Genomic DNA, 17,107 nt, shown 5'->3' with positions numbered 1-17,107 from the left:
CCTAAAACGAAATAATGAGTACGCTTTCGGTAATTATTCCTACTTATAACGAGGTTTCCTACATTGAAGATGCTGTAAAATCAGTGGCTTTTGCCGATGAAATCATTGTTATCGATTCCTTCAGCACAGACGGAACCAAAGAGAAAGCTATCGCACTGGGCTGCAAGGTTCTGGAAAGGAAATTTGATAATTTTTCGAGTCAGAAAAACCATGCCATCGCTTCAGCAACCGGAGATTGGGTACTCTTTCTGGATGCCGATGAACGCGTTACCCAAAAACTGAAATACGAGATTTTGTCGGTTATTGAAAACGGGAAACACTCGGGATATAAAATCTGTTTTCCGCATTTTTACATGAATCGTTTTTTATACCACAAGGTGGATAAAGTAACCCGTTTGGTAAAAAACAACAACATTCATTTTACGGGCGATGTACACGAAAAACTTCATGTGGAAGGAAGCATCGGTATCCTAAAAAATTTCATGATTCATTATACCTACAAAGGCTTGTTCCATCTTTTGCAAAAGAAAGATTCCTATGCTTGGTTTCAGGCCAATACATCCGTAAAAAAGGGAAAGAAAGCCACTTATTTCCACCTGTTTTTCAAACCGTTTTACCGCTTTTTTTCTTCTTATATCCTAAAAAGAGGTTTTATGGACGGTGTTCCCGGACTGGCTTTGGCAAGTATTAACGCGTATGGTGTTTTCTCACGATATGTGAAAATTCTTTTAATTGAGAAAGGCTTAAAATAATTTCAGTTTTCCGAAACGCAATTTCAGTTTGAATTTCAACAGACTATCGTCACCTTTTACATCAATTCTCATGATTTCATAGGGATTTTTGAAAGGAAATTTGTTGATTTTGTTTCCAATCCGTAATCCCATTTTAATGTTATTTTGTTGTAAAACCGATTTGAATTTGGATTTTTTAGGTTCGTTTTTCGGATAATTACCATACGGATAGGCCACCGCGCTGTAAACCTTTAAGTTGTTTTCTTCACTGCTTCTGAAACATTTCCCGAAATCTTCATAACATTCCGTTTCAGAAAGATTTGCATACTTTTTATGGGCATACGAATGCAGTCCCAACTCAATATTTTCCGGAAGGTTTCTTAACTGATCGTAAGTCATTATTTTTTCACTTCCGTTGTTCCATTCATCGGTTTTACCCACATAGGCAAACGGGATAAAAAAAGTGGCTTTCAGATTGTATTTCTGAAGTAATTCTACCGCCAGCAACTGATTTTCAGTAACATCATCGAAAGTAATCACAATACTTTTTTCAGGAATAGCCGTTTTATTTTCCAATTCAGAAAGATGAAAACTAACGTAATTGTTTTCACTCAGATAACGAAAATGACTTTCCAACTTTTGTGCAGCGATTGTTAGTCCCTTGCCCATTTTTTCATCATTGGTCACATTGTGATACATTAATATCGGTAATCGTGTCATTTCGTTATTTTATATTAGTAAATAATTGTAAAATTATTACATTTGCCTGTATATCCACCACAAACAGAACCCAAAATAATTTGAAATCAAAAATAACTGCATTAGCAATTACTTTAAATGAAGAAGAAAACGTAAAACAATATGTTGAAAGTTTGTCTTTTGCTGATGAAATTATTTTTATCGATTCTTTCAGTACCGACAGGACTGTTGAGATTGCAAAAAGTTTGGGGGTTACCGTACTTCAGAGGAATTTTGATAATTTTTCAGACCAACGGAATTTTGCCATCAGTCAGGCTAAAAACGACTGGATTGTTTTCTTTGATCTGGATGAAATCGTAACGCCCGAACTAGAGGCTGAAATCATTTCCGTAACCACCTCACCATCCGATTGTGTTGCCTATTATGTTAAACGGAATTTTTACTTCCTGGGGAAGCACATTAAATACGGAGGATGGCAATCCGATAAAGCGATTCGTGTTTTCAACAAAAGTTTCTGTCAGTACAACGGCAATCTGGTTCATGAAATGGTTGCTGCTAACGGAACGGTAGGATTTCTGAAAGAACGGGTGAATCATTTCAGTTATAAAAACTTCGATAATTACAACAACAAGCTCAATTTATACAGTAAGCTTCAGGCGGAAAGTCTTTATGTGAAAAACAAAAGACCGAATGCGTACCACTTTTTCATACGTCCTAAATACCGCTTTTTCTGGCAGTACATCTACCGCTTGGGCATTCTTGACGGTAAAGAAGGGTTCATTCTGGCGTATGTTCACGCCTTTTCGGTATTCAAACGCTACTTACAGTTGTGGATGATGTACAGAAAAATCGATTAACTTCTATTACAGGTATTTACTGATTCCGTTTTCAATCCAAACCACTTTATCGGCAATGGTTTGGTTTTGCATCGCATCATTTTTATCAAAATTATCCCTTGAATTGATTTTATGATGAATATGGAAAACGATTCCCGCATAACGCAGTCTTTTGGCCAGTACGCCTTTATTTCCCATACGGATAACCAAATCGGAATCTTCCCTGCCCCAGCCTTCGTAATCCTCGTTATAACCGTTGATTTCGATAAAATCCTTTCGCCAGAAGGAAACATTACAACCTCTGAATTTATCGGAATAGTCTTTATGTACTTTATAAAAAGAGGCCAAAAACGGAACATGCAGCGCTCGTGATTTGTTTTTGATTTCTTTGGAAAAATAGCCGAAATCGATAATTTGTTTTTCAAAAACCTCCTCCACATACTCCGGCAAGATGTTCACACGGGCACCATACAGATACGTATTCGAAGCGCGGGCATTGATGTGATCTTCTACAAATTTTGAATGCAGGATACAATCGCCATCCACCTGGATGATATACTCCGCATCAGTTTGTGCTACCACCTTGTTTAAAATTGCTGATTTTCTAAAACCATTGTCTTCCTGCCAAAAATGTTTTATTGGCACCGGACTGTTTTGCTGAAACGTCTCGATTAACAGCTTTGTTTCCTCTTTGGAACCGTCGTCTGCAATAAGGATTTCATCCGGAAGCACCGATTGGCGCATCACGCTTTTCAGCACTAAATTAAGTGCTGCCGGCCAATTGTATGTCGATAGTAATAAAGCTGTCTTCATTTTATTTAAATAAATGCTTGAACCACTGTCCTAAGTTCTTTTTCCATATAAAAAACGCGGAAGGTCTAATTTTATTGGTCTTTTCAATGTTCGTAAAGATATCCGAAAACGTATCGGCTTTAATAAACTGCAAGGTTTTCCACTTGTGTGGTTCCAGATAAAAGAAGTCACTCATTGTGTGATAATTTTTATCGTTAACCGCTTCCCATTTTTTTAGGAACGAATCGACATTAACATCAACATCATGCCCCCAATTGCTGAATTTCTGAATTAATTCTTCTTTTGTTCGGGATAAACATTCGTGCAAAATAATGGAATCGTGGTAGATGATTCTTGCCCGGGTGTTGCGCCCGAATTTATAGTCGGGATAATTGGTAACCGCCATCACTTTACTGGCTTCGTCTACATACAAAATACCGTTCTCCAGTCGTTTATAGAGATTGATTAAAAAAGGGGAAATCTGTACCGGATGTTTTTCCGGGTGCTTCAAAAAGTGGTTTTGCGATTTCAAATAGGCCACAAAACTCTTAAAATCGATAAAATATTCGTCGGCATCCAACTGAATGATCCAATTGCCCATGCCCATTTCGTTCGCCAGCATTTTACGTTCGCGGACTTCACATTCCATCGCCGTTAATTGCGGCTGATAAAAATCTTCTTCGTAAATGACTATCTTTTTATCGGTGTCAAAATTCTTTACCCATTCGAAAAATAGCGGATCTATTGAAAAGACTTCACCTTTCCATGTTTTTCGGTTCTTATCGACAGCCAGAAAAATGGTATCGGATTCTTTATAAATGGGGGGAATGGCATTTTTCAGAAGTTCATAATCATAGGACACCAAAAAACCAACCTGAATTTTATTCATCTTACTCTATTTAACAGACAAATATAATAATCTTTACCGCTGTATTTTAGTACATCGGTAACAAGTTTCTGCAGAATAGTAATATCTTTGATGAAATAAATTTAATGACAGTTCGCATGCAAAGTCCTCTTCTTTCTGTTATAATGCCGGTGTATAATGGCGAAAAATACCTTTCGGAAACGATTGACAGTATTTTAAATCAAACATTTACCGATTTTGAATTGCTGATTCTGAACGACAATTCCACCGATGGTACCCAAGCCATTATAGAAAGTTATCAGCAGAAAGATTCCCGGATAAAGGTTATTGTTAAAGAAGCAAATGTGGGTCCGGCAAATTTGAGAAACGAGGGTTTTTCGTTGTCAAAAGGGGAATATGTTGCCTTAATGGATGCGGATGACATTGCACTTCCCTCCCGATTTGAAAAACAGGTCCAGGTTTTAAACACAAAACCTGAAGTGGGTGTTTGCGGGACCTGGTTTACTTTTTTCGGCGGAAAGAAAGACAAAACGGTAAGACAACCGGAAAATCACGCTAAAATTAAAGTGTCTTTTTTGAGCAGTTGCAGCATCGGAAATCCGACCGTGATGGTTCGGAAATCGGCTTTAGGAGCCTATCGCTTTGAAAACCAGTACGTACCCGTGGAAGATTATGATTTATGGAGCCGAATGATTACGGCCACCGACTTTTATATCGTTCAGGAATCGTTACTGCAATACCGCCAGCACGATTCGAACATCAGTAAAACCAAAATTGACAACGTGAACCGTTCGGTAAGAGCCGTAAAAATAAATATGCTGAAGCAATTCGGAATCGACAGTTCGGATGCCAATATTGATGCTTATCTGAATGCGTTAACCCTAAAACGCAAACTCACTCCCGAAGAAATAAAACAAACGATTAAAGCCGCAAAATTCCTTATTTCACAAAATGAAAAACTTGGTAATTTCGACGCCAAACTATTAAAAAAGCAAATCGACAGCGTACTTTTACGAACCGTAAGAAATGCGAAAAAATACGATATGTCCTTTTTCAACTATCTTAAAAAGGAGGAAAACGACTTGTTCCGACGCATTGGGTTTTTAGACAAAACCCTGTTGTTCTTTAAATGTGTTACAGGATAATGAAAATAAAAAAAGATAGCGATGCTATCTTTTTTTATTGATGAATCTCCGCCACTCCCGAAGGATGAAATTGGCTTTGATCTGTTTTCCTTTATAACGCCCTTTACCCAGATTAATTGGAGAATAGTGTTTGTATTTGTAGCCAAAGCTCTCGTTCCAAAATCCGTATTTGAGGGTTTCTTCATGTTTTATTTTGGGAAATTCAAACGAATCATCGGTTAAAATGTGCATCAGTTCCTCGTGGTTTTTCGGAATCACGAAACAGTCCAAACGCTCGTATGCCGCTCTTCCCAGCAAAACCACATTCTTACCGGCAAAAGCCGCTTCTGCCCCAACAGTGGAGCCGAAAACCACAATAATATCACTTTTGTTAATCAGGGCGTAGGTATCCACACTGTCCTCGGCAGGAATAATCTCAACCGAACTGTATTTGGAAATAACATCTTTCAAAAACTGATTCTGACTGTTATCGAGTCCTTTCAGATTAGGGTGAATTCTTAAATAGAGTTTTATATTGGCATTACCTTCCAAAGCTTCGCAAATCTGACGGATACCTTCATTATCATTGGAATAAAAATAAGGACCAAACCCTTCTAATCCTTCATATTCATCCAACGAAGAATTGAAAATAGTGATTACTTTCTTACCGGAATTGTGTTTAAAACTCTCCGGTAATCTTCCTTCCTGCTGTTCTTTTGTAAAAGAATACCAGGCGTCTTCCACCCTTTGTATTCTGTTGGTATAAAAGGTTTTCCCTATTTCTTCCTTATTTCCGGCAGCAAGTTTCCAAAGGTGTTCCATTTCCTCACTAACCGTTTCAATGGAATGCGGAATGGAATTTACACGAAACAGAAACGAATCTATTTTTCCGCCGCGCTCGTGCGTAGCATAGTCAATTTTCTTTTCCTGACAAACGCGTAACACCGGACGGTTCTCGATAAATCTTCCGTTGAAAAGCACCACCAAATCGGGCTGAATCTCCGCAATAATCAGCTGAAACGTTTCATAAAGATAGGCTCCCGTAAACAATCCGCGTGCGATGAAATCCCTGTGATCTGTTACATACGGTTCGTGATTTCTGGTAAAAGAAACCAGAGAAGAAGCCGTCGCCATTCCGGAATCATAATTTTTATAACGGAAGGTTTTCAGTTCGGAAATATCTGTGAAATCCGTCTTCGGAATGAAACTCTTTTTAAAATCAGACTGTTTCAGATACGAATCATATCGGATAACATGAAGATTATGCGCATTTTCGACCTTTTTTTTCAGAAAATCGATACCGGTATTCACTCTTGAATAGCACACCTTACAATCCATTTTCTTATGCTCCGGATTGTTGTAACACGCCTTAAAATCGGCATTACACACCAGCCAGTACACCGTATTTCCTTGTTGAAGCAAATGCTCCACTATTTCCATTTCGGTTTCCAGATGTGGCGCCGGATGGTAGGTGGTCTGTACGAGAACCGTTTTGTTATGTATGTTGTCGATATGTGTCATTGGTCCCTTAAAATTATTCGGCGAAATCAAGTTGCATCGGAGTGCCTTTTTCTAAATCGGATGTAGCTTTTTTTCCTAATAGCTGGCTGTAATATTTGGGATGCAATCCAAAGCCCGGGCGCACCGAACGCAGATTTTTCTCCGTAAAAACTTCTCCGGCCTTGATATCTTCAGCAATATAAAGTGACCGACTGAAATCGCGTCCTTTGGCTTGTTTTTCGGTTAAGGTATAATCTACAACACCGGAGGCCTTTTCGGCTTCACGAACGGATTTCACCATTTGTTTAAATTCGTCTTCATTCATCGAAAAAGACGCATCCGGACCACCAATGGCTCTGTCCAGAATGAAATGCTTTTCTATGATTTTCGCTCCGTAAACCGTTGCTACAATCGGCACCGTGCTTCCCATGGTATGATCGGAAAGACCGCTGATAACATTATAACGCTCGGCCAGATCTTTCACCATAATCATGTTTGCTTCTTCAATGGGCGCGGGATAACTCGACGTACATTTTAAAAGCGCTATGTCGTTATTACCCATTCTTCGGCACGCATCCAAAGCCAGTTCAATGTCTTCTTTTTCGGCGATTCCGGTGGAAATAATGATTGGTTTGCCTTTAGAAGCCACATATTCGATTAACGGAATATCGGTAATTTCAAAAGACGCAATTTTATAGGCCGGAGAATTCAGTTCTTCGAGTAAATCCACCGCAGTTTTATCAAACGGTGATGAAAAACAGATCAGGCCTTCTTCTTTGGCTGCTTTGTATATTTCGGCATGCCATTCCCAAGGTGTATAGGCTTCCTGATAAAGCGAATGCAGTTTTCTTCCGTCCCAAATGGTTCCTTTGATTACGAAATCCTCCTTGTCGGAATCGAGCGTAATCGTGTCCGCCGTATAGGTCTGTAGTTTAATGCAATCGGCCCCGGCACGTTTAGCAGCTTTAACAGTTTCCAAGGCAGTTTCCAGGCTTCCATTATGATTCGCAGAAAGCTCCGCAATAATGAACACCGGTGACTTGGCATCTATTTTAAAATTATCTATTATCATTTTCTTTTTATATAATGAAAACTGTCAACCCCTTCATATTTAAGCATTTCCAGCATCGAAAAACCAGCCTTCTCAAAAGCTTTTGACGAAGCCGGATTGTCCATTTTAATATAAGCGCTGATGCAAATTTCAGGATTTTTTACCAAAAATGCATCCGAAGCCAAGGCAATCATCCTAGCGGCATACCCTTTTCCGCGGTGATTTTCATCAGTGGAAATTCCGATTATTGCCGAAATTTCGTCTATTTTCTGAATACGCACCTGTCCGATATTCTGATTATCATGGTTCTGAAAAAGAAACATATTGCAATTTTCGTCTTTCAGTTTCGACTTGAACCAGCTGACATGATTTTCATACGGAATGCTTCCCGAAGAATAGGAATTGCTTCTTACCGTCGGATCGTTTGCCCAATTATAATACAATTCGACATCGTTTTCTGTTGCTTTTCGAAACCAGATGTTGTTATTTATTTTTGAATGAATCAGTACGTCCAGGTACTTTCCGTCAAAACAGCAATGCTCTTTCAGACGAGCATCTTCCTTAAAACCACAATTCAAAAGCACCTCATACAAATGCGGACGCAAATCAAACGCATAGGTGAATATCTTATGAAACTTCAGTTCTTCAAAAGCCAGTTGTTCAATCAATTGCAGGTAATTGGACCAAAATTCGGCAAAAGACTCTTTTTCCAGCTCCGTTTTCATAATGAAAGAGATTTCAGCATTTTTGTCAATCCAATTGATATGGACCAATCCGCCATAACCTACAAATTCATTATTCCTAAAGAACGAAAACAGCAATTGATTCGGTTCCTCGATTTCAAACAAACCCGCAACTACGGTCGCAAAATAATTTTCCTGCTTTTCGGTTGTTAATGGTTCCGATTGGCGCAAATGATACAACTGTTCGTTTCGGATCTTCAGGATTTCATACTTATCCTCATCCCGTATCGGTTCGATATGGAACGAATTGGTTTTGAAAACATGGGTATCTAAACACTTGTATACTCGCATCGGACTTTGTTTTTATAACGTTTTTCTGAAAACCGCTTTGGCCGGACTACCCACAAGGAATTTTTCATATCCCTGCTCTAAGGCATCCTGATATACTTTTAACGATTCACCGAACGCTTTTGCAAAATAGTAGGCGTCTTCTTCGGTATGGGAGAAACAAGGCATGAAAACACCCTGGAACAAGATGCCGCGTTTAATCATTTCCTGCATAAAAAGTGTTCGGTATCCTTGACTGGCAACACCCGATTTGTCTTTAAACACAAAAAACGGCATCCATTCGGCGGCAACGACTTCGATATAATCGGTCAATTCATTTTCGGTTACTAATTGCTGACATAATTCGGCCACTTTTTTACCGATACTATGGTTGTGTGCAATCACGTTTTTATGCTGATACTCTTTGATGGTCGCAATGGCAGCGGCTAATCCGTGGGTTTCTCCACCGTGCGTTGTTGAAATCAAAAATACTTTTTCTTCACCTTCGCGGGTAATTCCGCCCAACTCCATAACGTCTTTGGTACCGGTTAAGGCGCAGAATGAGAAGCCGTTAGCAATACCTTTACCCCATGTTGCCATGTCCGGAGTAACGCCGTATTTGGTTATCGATCCCGGAAAATCCGTTTTGAAACCAGTTACCATTTCATCGGCAATGAACAAAGCGCCGTTTTCGTGACACAGTTCGATTGCCTGTTTCAGGAAGTCGGCCACGTTAAAATCGGCCGGAAGATGCGGATAATTTCCTTTTTCCGGTTCGGTGATTACGCAGGAAATCTGTCCCGGATATTTGGCAAATAATTCTTTTAACGACTCTATATTAAACGACTGAAACGTCACGGACAAATTGGAAACCGCTTCCGGAACCCCTTTATTACAGGCAGTTTTTCCGATGAACCAATCGTCATAACTGTAAAACGGATGGTCAACCGGGAAGGCTACCAAATCACGTCCTGTTTTAGCACGGGCTAATTTTACGGCAGCTGTGGTCACAATAGATCCGTTTTTGGAAAACTTCACCATGTCGTGTCCGGGAACCAAAGCTAAAAACGTTTCGGCCATTTCTTTTTCCAAAGCAGCCGGACGTTGGAAATTCACGCCATTCTCCAACTCTTTTCGTACAGCATCCAACACCGGTTCGTAGGCGTGACCTAAACTCACACTGGTTAATCCCATGGAACAATCCAGATATTCGTTACCGTCAACATCCCAAATGTGCGACCCTTTTCCTCTAACAATCGCTGCCGGAGACAGGATCGGAAATTGATCGTCGCCTTTGGAATAGGTATGACTTCCGCCCGGAATTAAATTGTGAATTGCTTTTCGGTATTCGTCTGATGCTTTGAAATTCGTGATATTTCGCAGCTGTATTTCGTTAAATTTACTTTTCATATAACCTTCGTTTCTAAAAATAGAATGATTAATACTTTGTATTTCTTCGTGTTGTAATAAATAATCCGCGTACACTTTCCACGGTTGCTTATCGCCTAATTGCTGAATCAGATGCTGAATCACTTCAAAATCGGAAGTTTCATCAACGGTAATCCGCAAAGCCGCATATTTTTTATCGATGCCTTCATCGGACAGCATCATTTTGGCATTTCTTCGGATGAAAGGTGTTACGTGTTCCCTGTCGGCAACCGCTGTGGCAGATTTCCAGGCTTCTTCCAACGCTTTAAAACTGAAAACTTCCACATCCAATCCGTCCGGATAGGCTTCCTGCGATTGGTTTAAATGATACTCCAACTGATTGTCGAGGCAGAACTGTATCGTTTTATCAATCAATCCGGCGTCAATCAGCGGACAATCGGAAGTAACGCGCACCACATAATCCGGTTTTTTGTTTTGTACCGCCTGATAAAACCGGTCTAAAACATCATTCAGACTTCCTTTGTACGAATCAATATGCAATTTTTCGGCTATGGCACAAATCAGATCGGAATCCTTTTCTTCAGTCGTCGCCACAACCCAATCTGTCACCAGCTTTGATTGCTTTGCCCTTTCCAGATGGTACGCCAACAAGGGTTTCCCTTGAATTTCCAAAAGCACTTTTCCGGGCAAACGGGACGAACCGATTCGGGCCTGTGTTACACCAATTATTTTCACCAGTTTACGGGATTTAATAATGATTTGTCTTTTATTTCGATGGCCTCAATTTTTGAAAACAAACTTGCTTCTGTTTTCCAATCGGACACCATTTGTATGTTCTGTTTTAATTGCGCTGCGGTTTCCACTCCCATGACGATTTTATCGATATTGGGGTTTGCAATCACATAATTCAGCGCAACATCCCCCACTGCCAAATGATTTTCTTCACAAACAGCGTGCAATTCGGTTAAAGCAGCCGCTAACGGTTTTAATTTTTCCGGTAACTGATTCGGATTCATGAAATACAATCCCTGAAGGAAAACGGAACGCACGTGAATTTCGGTTCCCAATTGTTTTAATTCCGCCAGTTTGTTTTCGAATTTCCGATCCAGAATACTGTACGGCAACTGTACCAAATCGGGAACGATGTTTAAAGCCAAAAGTTTATCCAATTGCTCCGGATGGTACAATGAAAATCCGATTTTCTCTATTTTACCCTCTTTTTTTACTTGTTGCAACGTTGTCCACAAACTTGGATTTTCGATTAAAATATCGGCATTGTGTGCCAGATAACCGTATACCGAATTCGTTTTTAATCGGGTCAGGGATTGCTTCAGTGTGTTTTTGAGTTCCTCGCCTGAAACAACCGTAGGAAATTTGGTGATAATCTGAAACCGATTATCGGCCAACAAACCCAAACGTTCTTCAGCATTGCCGTACGCCAGTGCGGTGTCCAGTTGGTTTATTCCAGCTTCCTCTGCAACTGAAAGAATGGCTTTCAAGGCTTCATCGGAAGGCACACCATGCGTATTGGAAATACCATAGTTTATGCCAAACTGAACTGTTCCGAGTGCTATTTTTATTTCGGTTTGCATGAACCTTATTTACGTCTGATACTATTTATAACTTGCTTCAAAATCTTTTTTCAATAATGAAACGCTGTACTTGTCGTAATAATTGCTTGTGGCATCCAATGCTTTTTCCGAATGACTCCATGTCGATTTATCCAGCAAGTAGTACAGTTTAGTTGCCGTAAATATTTCATCATAATTTTGCTTGAAGGAATACGCATTAAACTCTTCAATATGCTGGTATACGTTTTTCAGGGAGCTTTCGGAAAAGAAATCCACAATTATAAGGATACCGCCATTTTTAAGTACGCGGTCAATTTCTGCCACAACTTTCAATAATATGTTTCTGTCAATCACATAAAAAACGAAGCCTACAATCACAATATCAAGTGATTCCGTTTCGAAATGAGAAAGATTATCCGCCGTTCCGTGAACAAAATTCACATCACTGTAATTTGATTTCCCGTATTCGATGGCTCTGGAGGAAGGCTCAATTCCGAAAACTTCCGAATTGGGAAGCAGCGTTTTAATGGCATTTAAACGATACCCAGCCGAACAGCCTATTTCCAGAATACTTTGAGGTTGCAACCCGTAATTTTTAATCAGTTCCAGAACCTTATCACTTTCCGGCTTGTAATTATTAATTACGGACTTGTTACGCTCGAACCAAGCATCGGCTTCATAGGAAAGAAACGATTCTTTATGACTGTTGTTTTGCATAATATTGATTTATTTTTTCAATCACAAAAGATTGTTCTTCGTCTGTTAACGTAGGATACATCGGTAAGCTGATACAATGTTTATAATATTGCTCCGCTAAAGGCATGTCGTTTTCCTTCCAGCCCAAATCCCGGTAATAGGGCATCAGGTGACACGGGATGTAATGTATCTGTGCAAAGATTTTGTGTTCTCTCAGATAATTGTACAAACCTACGCGGTCTTCCACTTCGATAACGTATAAGTGATACGCGTGTCCGTCCACATAACCGGATTGTCCGTTTACATAATCTCTTCCTGTAAAAGCCGTATTGTATTTTGAAGCGATGGCTTTACGTCTTTCGATACCTTGATTTGCACGGGATAACTGACTGATGCCCAAAGCCGCCTGAAAATCGGTAAAACGGTAATTGTACCCCAGGGTTTGCATTTCCATGTACCAACCCGGATAGGAATCTCCTTCATTTACAGGTTGTCCCACCGCAAATTCCACTGAATTTTTGAAAATGGTGGTATCTCTGGTAATTCCGTGGGTGCGCAATTCCAATAATTTCTTGTATAGTTTTTCGTCGTTTGTGGTAATCATTCCGCCTTCACCCGTTGCGATGTGCTTTACCGGATGAAAAGAGAAAATGGCCAAATCGGCATAATTTCCGTTTCCGCAATTTTGCTTTTGTCCTTTGCTGTCGGTAAAATAACCACCGGGAGCGTGACAGGCATCTTCGATGATCCACAACCCGTATTCGTCGGCCAATTTTCTGAAAGCTTCCAGATTCACGGCGCGTCCTGCAAAATCTACGGGAACAATTCCTTTATACGTTCCTTTCGGAGACGATCTTAAAAGCTGCTCCACTTTTTCGATATCCAACAGATAGGTATCCGGATCGATGTCTGAAAAAACGACCTCACCGCCGCAATAACGAACACAATTCGCCGAGGCTGCAAAAGTGATGGGTGTGGTAATTACTTTGTCGCCGTTTCCGACACCCAAAGCCAAAGCGGATAAATGCAAAGCGGCGGTTCCGTTGGAAACTGCCACGGCATAATTGCATCCGATATATTCGGCAAACGCCTTTTCAAATTCCAAAATGGTTGGTCCCTGCGTTAGAAAATCACCTTTAAGTGCTTTTGCAACCGCCTGAATATCTTCTTCCGTGATGTTTTGTTTTCCGTATGGTATCATTCCGTTTTATTTTGCTTCAAAATCAGGATAAAGGTGTTCTTTTATCTGTTCGCGCATACTTTCAACAGTTTCCCATTCCGTATTTTCACCGGAAGTGTAACTGAATCCCTGCGGAACCAATTTTGCATTAAAAGCATGTTTATAATCCTCCAGATTCCAATTGGTTACCTGCGGAAGAATCACATAATATTTTCCTACATCATAAGTGGTAAACGAATCCGATGACGTAATCATTTCTTCATGTACTTTTTCACCCGGACGGATTCCGATTACGCGATGTTCACAACTCGGTGCAATAGCCTGAGCCACATCCAAAATTCGGTACGAAGGGATTTTCGGAACAAACAATTCGCCTCCCCAAGCCGCATCCAAAGCATGAAGAACCATATCAACGCCACCCTGAAGTGAGATATTGAAACGGGTCATATTCACATCGGTAATGGGTAAAACACCTTCTTCCCTTTTTTTCATAAAGAACGGAATCACGGAACCGTTCGACCCCATTACGTTTCCGTAACGTACTACTGAAAATTTAATATCCTGTTTTCCTTTAACATTGTTGGCTGCGATGAACAATTTATCCGATGTCAGTTTGGTTGCTCCGTATAAATTAATCGGCGCACAGGCTTTGTCGGTTGATAAGGCCACCACTTTAGTCACATTACTTGACAAACAGGCTTTGATGACATTATCAGCACCGCCGATATTGGTTTTCACACACTCATCCGGATTGTATTCGGCAATATGAACGTGCTTCATGGCAGCTGCGTGAATAACATAATCGATACCATTAAAAGCTCTTTTCAAACGTTCCAGATCTCTTACATCACCAATAAAATAGCGTATTGCAGGGTATTGAGCTTCCGGGAATTCCTGAGCCATCTGAAACTGTTTCTGCTCATCACGGGAGTAAATCACAAGACGTTTGACATCCGGCCATTTCTGTAAAATTGTCTTGGTCAATTCCTTACCTAAAGACCCTGTTCCTCCTGTAATTAATATGGATTTATTATTCAGCATTTTTATGATTTTTAGCTTACAAATATATGAATTTAAGCTTTAGTTCAGAAGCCATTCTTCACAACGGAACATTCCGTGCATTTTTACCCGTTTTTAGAAAGTCAACCTCTAAATGTTAATTATATTTGCAAATAAATTTACTTGAAATGGACATCAATACCGAAGTACACAACGCCTACGAAGTCATTAAAAACGGCGGCATTATTCTTTATCCTACCGATACGGTTTGGGGCATTGGCTGTGACGCTTCCAATCCGGAAGCCGTAAAGAAAATCTATGCTTTGAAACAACGTGAAGAAAGCAAAAGCATGATTGTGCTGATGAATGGTGAAAAAATGATGTATACCGTTTTCAAAGACATCCCTGAAGTGGCCTGGCAAATTCTGGATTTATCCGAAAAACCGACCACGTTAATCCTTGACAATCCCAGAAATGTGGCTCCGAATATCATTGCCGAAGATAAAACCCTTGGTGTACGAATCGTGAAGGAACCGTTTTGCTTTAAACTGATGGAACGTATGAAAAGACCGTTGGTTTCCACTTCGGCTAATATTTCCGGAATGTTTACGCCAAAATCTTTTAAAGAAATCAGCCCTGAAATTTTAAAAGGTGTTGACTATGTGGTAAATTTGCACCACGATAAAATTTGCGACAAGCCTTCGACGATCATTAAATTAACGAATGACAGTCAGGTTAAAGTTATTCGTAAATAACAAATTTGCCGCAGATTCGCAGATTACAATTAATTACTATATGCCTGAAGAATATTTAAACGCCAAAGAAACTTATCAAATTATTGGAATATTTTTCGATGTACACAAAAACTTAGGAAAAGGTTTTTCTGAAATTGTTTACAAAGATGCTTTGGAATATGAATTTCAAAGTTTGAATATACCATACGAAAGAGAAAAAGAGTATTGTGTTAACTATAAGGATACTGTATTAAAACATAAGTTTTACGCTGATTTTGTAGTTTTTGATTCTATCATTTTAGAAGTAAAATCCACAGATTGTTTTAACAACAATCATTATAATCAATGCTTAAATTATTTAAAAGTATCGGGTAACGAATTAGCCTTGTTAGTTAATTTCAATACAATCTCATTGGAATATAAACGCATAGTTTGCAGCAATAACAAATAAAATCTGCGAATCTGCGGTAAAAATCCTCAATTAATGAATTACAAAGAAGCGCTTCAAGATAAAATATTCAAAATAATCGCTCAGGCAGCCAACGAACTTAACTTGGAAAGTTACGTAATTGGTGGTTTTGTCCGTGATTTGATTTTAAAACGCGATCACAAAAAAGACATTGATATTGTTGCGGTAGGCAGCGGTATCGAACTGGCGTTAAAAGTATCCGAACTCATTCCGCACAAACCGAAAGTCCAGGTTTTTAAAAACTACGGAACGGCGATGTTGCGCTATGACGACATGGATATCGAATTCGTTGGCGCCCGAAAAGAAAGCTACAACCACGACAGCCGTAACCCGATTGTGGAAAACGGAACACTGGAAGACGACCAAAACCGTCGTGATTTCACCATTAATGCCTTGGCACTTTCGTTGAATGAAAGCACGTTTGGCGAATTGGTGGATCCTTTTAACGGATTAGCCGATATGGAAAACAAAACCATCAAAACGCCTTTAAATCCGGATATCACGTATTCTGATGATCCGTTGCGAATGATGCGTGCGATCCGTTTCGCTTCCCAGCTGAATTTTGAAATTGAGGCCGAATCCTTAGCTTCCATTACCAAAAACAAAGACCGAATCAGTATTATTTCGGGAGAACGTATTGTTGATGAACTGAATAAAATCCTGATGTCGGATGTTCCTTCCGTTGGATTTTTGCTGTTATACCAAACCGGATTGCTGGACATTATCCTTCCGGAACTGACCGCTTTAAATCAGGTGGAAGAAATTGAAGGGCATACGCATAAAAACAACTTTTACCATACGCTGGAAGTGGTGGATAATATTTGTCCGAATACCGATGATGTTTGGTTACGCTGGTCGGCCTTACTGCACGATATCGGAAAAGCACCCACCAAGCGTTACAACAAAAAACAAGGCTGGACATTTCACGGTCATGAATTTTTAGGCGGAAAAATGGCAAAAAAGATTTTCGAACGTTTGCACATGCCGTTGAACCAAAAACTGAAATTCGTTCAGAAAATGGTCATGATGAGTTCGCGCCCAATTGTATTGGCGCAAGATATCGTTACGGATTCTGCCGTAAGACGTTTGGTTTTTGATGCCGGTGAAGATGTGGAAAACCTGATGACTTTATGTGAGGCGGATATCACCACAAAAAATCCTAAGAAGTTTCAGAAATACCATAATAATTTCAAAATTGTACGCGAGAAAATTGTGGAAGTGGAAGAACGCGACAAAGTACGTGTTTTTCAGCCGCCTATTTCGGGAGAAGAGATTATGGAATTATTCAACTTACAACCGTCAAGAGAAATTGGTGTTTTGAAAGAAGCGGTGAAAGAAGCAATTCTGGAAGGCGAAATTCCGAATGACTATCAGGCGGCGTATGATTTTGTATTGAAAAGAGCCGAAAAAATGGGACTGAAGAAAGTAAACTAAAGTTTAACTTTTATTCGATTGTTT

The 17,107-nt window shown here is 39.8% G+C and carries 17 protein-coding genes; 6 read left to right on the top strand and 11 right to left on the bottom strand.

The annotated features are described in order from the left end of the window. Positions 1-14 precede the first annotated feature (14 nt). On the top strand, positions 15-752 hold the full coding sequence (locus tag BLQ05_RS08280; protein WP_023577006.1) for a glycosyltransferase family 2 protein: 738 nt from the start codon (positions 15-17) through the stop codon (positions 750-752). On the opposite strand, the gene BLQ05_RS08275 is transcribed toward BLQ05_RS08280, so the two are convergent. After that, positions 744-1,451 (bottom strand): polysaccharide deacetylase family protein, encoded by a 708-nt coding sequence (locus BLQ05_RS08275; RefSeq protein WP_023577007.1) that lies wholly within the window; start codon positions 1,449-1,451, stop codon positions 744-746. The two genes, BLQ05_RS08280 and BLQ05_RS08275, sit on opposite strands and share 9 nt — an antisense overlap. An 80-nt stretch (positions 1,452-1,531) precedes the next feature. On the opposite strand from BLQ05_RS08275, the gene BLQ05_RS08270 reads away from it, so the two are divergent. After that, a complete protein-coding gene (locus tag BLQ05_RS08270) occupies positions 1,532-2,287 on the top strand; it encodes a glycosyltransferase family 2 protein (RefSeq protein WP_023577008.1) in 756 nt (251 codons plus the stop codon). A 6-nt stretch (positions 2,288-2,293) separates the two neighbouring features. Here BLQ05_RS08270 and BLQ05_RS08265 read toward each other — a convergent pair whose 3' ends face one another. Together BLQ05_RS08265 and BLQ05_RS08260 are read right to left on the bottom strand one after the other, a co-directional pair. Beyond that, the gene (locus tag BLQ05_RS08265) at positions 2,294-3,079 is read right to left on the bottom strand and encodes a glycosyltransferase family 2 protein (protein ID WP_023577009.1); all 786 of its coding nucleotides are present in this window, start codon (positions 3,077-3,079) and stop codon (positions 2,294-2,296) included. 1 nt (position 3,080) lies between these two features. Then, entirely contained in the window at positions 3,081-3,947 is an 867-nt protein-coding gene (locus BLQ05_RS08260) for a hypothetical protein (RefSeq protein ID WP_023577010.1), read from the bottom strand. A 116-nt stretch (positions 3,948-4,063) separates the two neighbouring features. Here BLQ05_RS08260 and BLQ05_RS08255 point away from each other — a divergent pair, with 116 nt between their 5' ends. After that, complete coding sequence (locus BLQ05_RS08255) at positions 4,064-5,071, top strand: glycosyltransferase family 2 protein (protein ID WP_162147784.1); 1,008 nt, start codon at positions 4,064-4,066, stop codon at positions 5,069-5,071. A 24-nt stretch (positions 5,072-5,095) separates the two neighbouring features. Here the strand turns inward: BLQ05_RS08255 and BLQ05_RS08250 are convergent, their stop codons facing one another. From BLQ05_RS08250 to pseB, 8 genes are read right to left on the bottom strand one after another with little or no spacing between them, the layout of a single operon-like run. Beyond that, positions 5,096-6,571, bottom strand: coding sequence for a capsular polysaccharide export protein, LipB/KpsS family (locus tag BLQ05_RS08250; protein ID WP_023577012.1), 1,476 nt, complete (start codon positions 6,569-6,571; stop codon positions 5,096-5,098). A gap of 13 nt (positions 6,572-6,584) precedes the next feature. Then, positions 6,585-7,622: a pseudaminic acid synthase gene (gene pseI, locus BLQ05_RS08245; RefSeq protein ID WP_051365769.1), complete on the bottom strand. Its 1,038-nt coding sequence runs from the start codon at positions 7,620-7,622 to the stop codon at positions 6,585-6,587. Continuing rightward, a complete protein-coding gene (locus tag BLQ05_RS13660; RefSeq protein WP_023577014.1) occupies positions 7,619-8,635 on the bottom strand; it encodes a GNAT family N-acetyltransferase in 1,017 nt (338 codons plus the stop codon). The genes pseI and BLQ05_RS13660 overlap by 4 nt, the downstream gene beginning before the upstream one ends. Positions 8,636-8,647: 12 nt before the next feature. Then, on the bottom strand, positions 8,648-10,735 hold the full coding sequence (locus BLQ05_RS08230; protein WP_081711861.1) for a glutamate-1-semialdehyde 2,1-aminomutase: 2,088 nt from the start codon (positions 10,733-10,735) through the stop codon (positions 8,648-8,650). Then, positions 10,732-11,592: an aldo/keto reductase gene (locus BLQ05_RS08220; protein WP_023577016.1), complete on the bottom strand. Its 861-nt coding sequence runs from the start codon at positions 11,590-11,592 to the stop codon at positions 10,732-10,734. The genes BLQ05_RS08230 and BLQ05_RS08220 overlap by 4 nt, the downstream gene beginning before the upstream one ends. A gap of 21 nt (positions 11,593-11,613) precedes the next feature. Next, the gene (locus BLQ05_RS08215; RefSeq protein WP_035654688.1) at positions 11,614-12,288 is read right to left on the bottom strand and encodes a class I SAM-dependent methyltransferase; all 675 of its coding nucleotides are present in this window, start codon (positions 12,286-12,288) and stop codon (positions 11,614-11,616) included. Beyond that, positions 12,269-13,468 (bottom strand): UDP-4-amino-4,6-dideoxy-N-acetyl-beta-L-altrosamine transaminase, encoded by a 1,200-nt coding sequence (gene pseC, locus BLQ05_RS08210; RefSeq protein ID WP_023577018.1) that lies wholly within the window; start codon positions 13,466-13,468, stop codon positions 12,269-12,271. Before pseC ends, BLQ05_RS08215 begins: the two co-directional genes overlap by 20 nt. A gap of 6 nt (positions 13,469-13,474) precedes the next feature. Next, entirely contained in the window at positions 13,475-14,488 is a 1,014-nt protein-coding gene (pseB, locus tag BLQ05_RS08205) for a UDP-N-acetylglucosamine 4,6-dehydratase (inverting) (RefSeq protein ID WP_023577019.1), read from the bottom strand. A 146-nt stretch (positions 14,489-14,634) separates the two neighbouring features. On the opposite strand from pseB, the gene BLQ05_RS08200 reads away from it, so the two are divergent. From BLQ05_RS08200 to BLQ05_RS08190, 3 genes are read left to right on the top strand one after another with little or no spacing between them, the layout of a single operon-like run. Then, the gene (locus tag BLQ05_RS08200; RefSeq protein WP_023577020.1) at positions 14,635-15,201 is read left to right on the top strand and encodes an L-threonylcarbamoyladenylate synthase; all 567 of its coding nucleotides are present in this window, start codon (positions 14,635-14,637) and stop codon (positions 15,199-15,201) included. A 40-nt stretch (positions 15,202-15,241) separates the two neighbouring features. Then, complete coding sequence (locus BLQ05_RS08195) at positions 15,242-15,631, top strand: GxxExxY protein (protein WP_023577021.1); 390 nt, start codon at positions 15,242-15,244, stop codon at positions 15,629-15,631. Positions 15,632-15,664: 33 nt separating this feature from the next. Further along, positions 15,665-17,083, top strand: a complete 1,419-nt coding sequence (locus BLQ05_RS08190; protein WP_023577022.1) for a CCA tRNA nucleotidyltransferase — start codon at positions 15,665-15,667, stop codon at positions 17,081-17,083. Positions 17,084-17,107 lie beyond the last annotated feature (24 nt).

Origin of the sequence: Flavobacterium saliperosum (genome assembly GCF_900100625.1) — a bacterium.
Classification (GTDB): domain Bacteria; phylum Bacteroidota; class Bacteroidia; order Flavobacteriales; family Flavobacteriaceae; genus Flavobacterium; species Flavobacterium saliperosum.
The sequence above is the reverse complement of the archived record's forward strand: the minus strand, read 5'-3'. Positions and strand labels throughout refer to the sequence as shown.

What these genes read in the sequence shown, in the direction of transcription:
- BLQ05_RS08260 (WP_023577010.1), bottom strand. Translation starts at nt 3,947, where the DNA reads ATGAATAAAATTCAGGTTGGTTTTTTGGTGTCCTATGATTATGAACTT.
- BLQ05_RS08265 (WP_023577009.1), bottom strand. Translation starts at nt 3,079, where the DNA reads ATGAAGACAGCTTTATTACTATCGACATACAATTGGCCGGCAGCACTT.
- BLQ05_RS08250 (WP_023577012.1), bottom strand. Translation starts at nt 6,571, where the DNA reads ATGACACATATCGACAACATACATAACAAAACGGTTCTCGTACAGACC.
- BLQ05_RS08215 (WP_035654688.1), bottom strand. Translation starts at nt 12,288, where the DNA reads ATGCAAAACAACAGTCATAAAGAATCGTTTCTTTCCTATGAAGCCGAT.
- pseI (WP_051365769.1), bottom strand. Translation starts at nt 7,622, where the DNA reads ATGATAATAGATAATTTTAAAATAGATGCCAAGTCACCGGTGTTCATT.
- BLQ05_RS08255 (WP_162147784.1), top strand. Translation starts at nt 4,064, where the DNA reads ATGCAAAGTCCTCTTCTTTCTGTTATAATGCCGGTGTATAATGGCGAA.
- BLQ05_RS13660 (WP_023577014.1), bottom strand. Translation starts at nt 8,635, where the DNA reads ATGCGAGTATACAAGTGTTTAGATACCCATGTTTTCAAAACCAATTCG.
- BLQ05_RS08280 (WP_023577006.1), top strand. Translation starts at nt 15, where the DNA reads ATGAGTACGCTTTCGGTAATTATTCCTACTTATAACGAGGTTTCCTAC.
- BLQ05_RS08190 (WP_023577022.1), top strand. Translation starts at nt 15,665, where the DNA reads ATGAATTACAAAGAAGCGCTTCAAGATAAAATATTCAAAATAATCGCT.
- pseC (WP_023577018.1), bottom strand. Translation starts at nt 13,468, where the DNA reads ATGATACCATACGGAAAACAAAACATCACGGAAGAAGATATTCAGGCG.
- BLQ05_RS08195 (WP_023577021.1), top strand. Translation starts at nt 15,242, where the DNA reads ATGCCTGAAGAATATTTAAACGCCAAAGAAACTTATCAAATTATTGGA.
- BLQ05_RS08200 (WP_023577020.1), top strand. Translation starts at nt 14,635, where the DNA reads ATGGACATCAATACCGAAGTACACAACGCCTACGAAGTCATTAAAAAC.
- pseB (WP_023577019.1), bottom strand. Translation starts at nt 14,488, where the DNA reads ATGCTGAATAATAAATCCATATTAATTACAGGAGGAACAGGGTCTTTA.
- BLQ05_RS08275 (WP_023577007.1), bottom strand. Translation starts at nt 1,451, where the DNA reads ATGACACGATTACCGATATTAATGTATCACAATGTGACCAATGATGAA.
- BLQ05_RS08220 (WP_023577016.1), bottom strand. Translation starts at nt 11,592, where the DNA reads ATGCAAACCGAAATAAAAATAGCACTCGGAACAGTTCAGTTTGGCATA.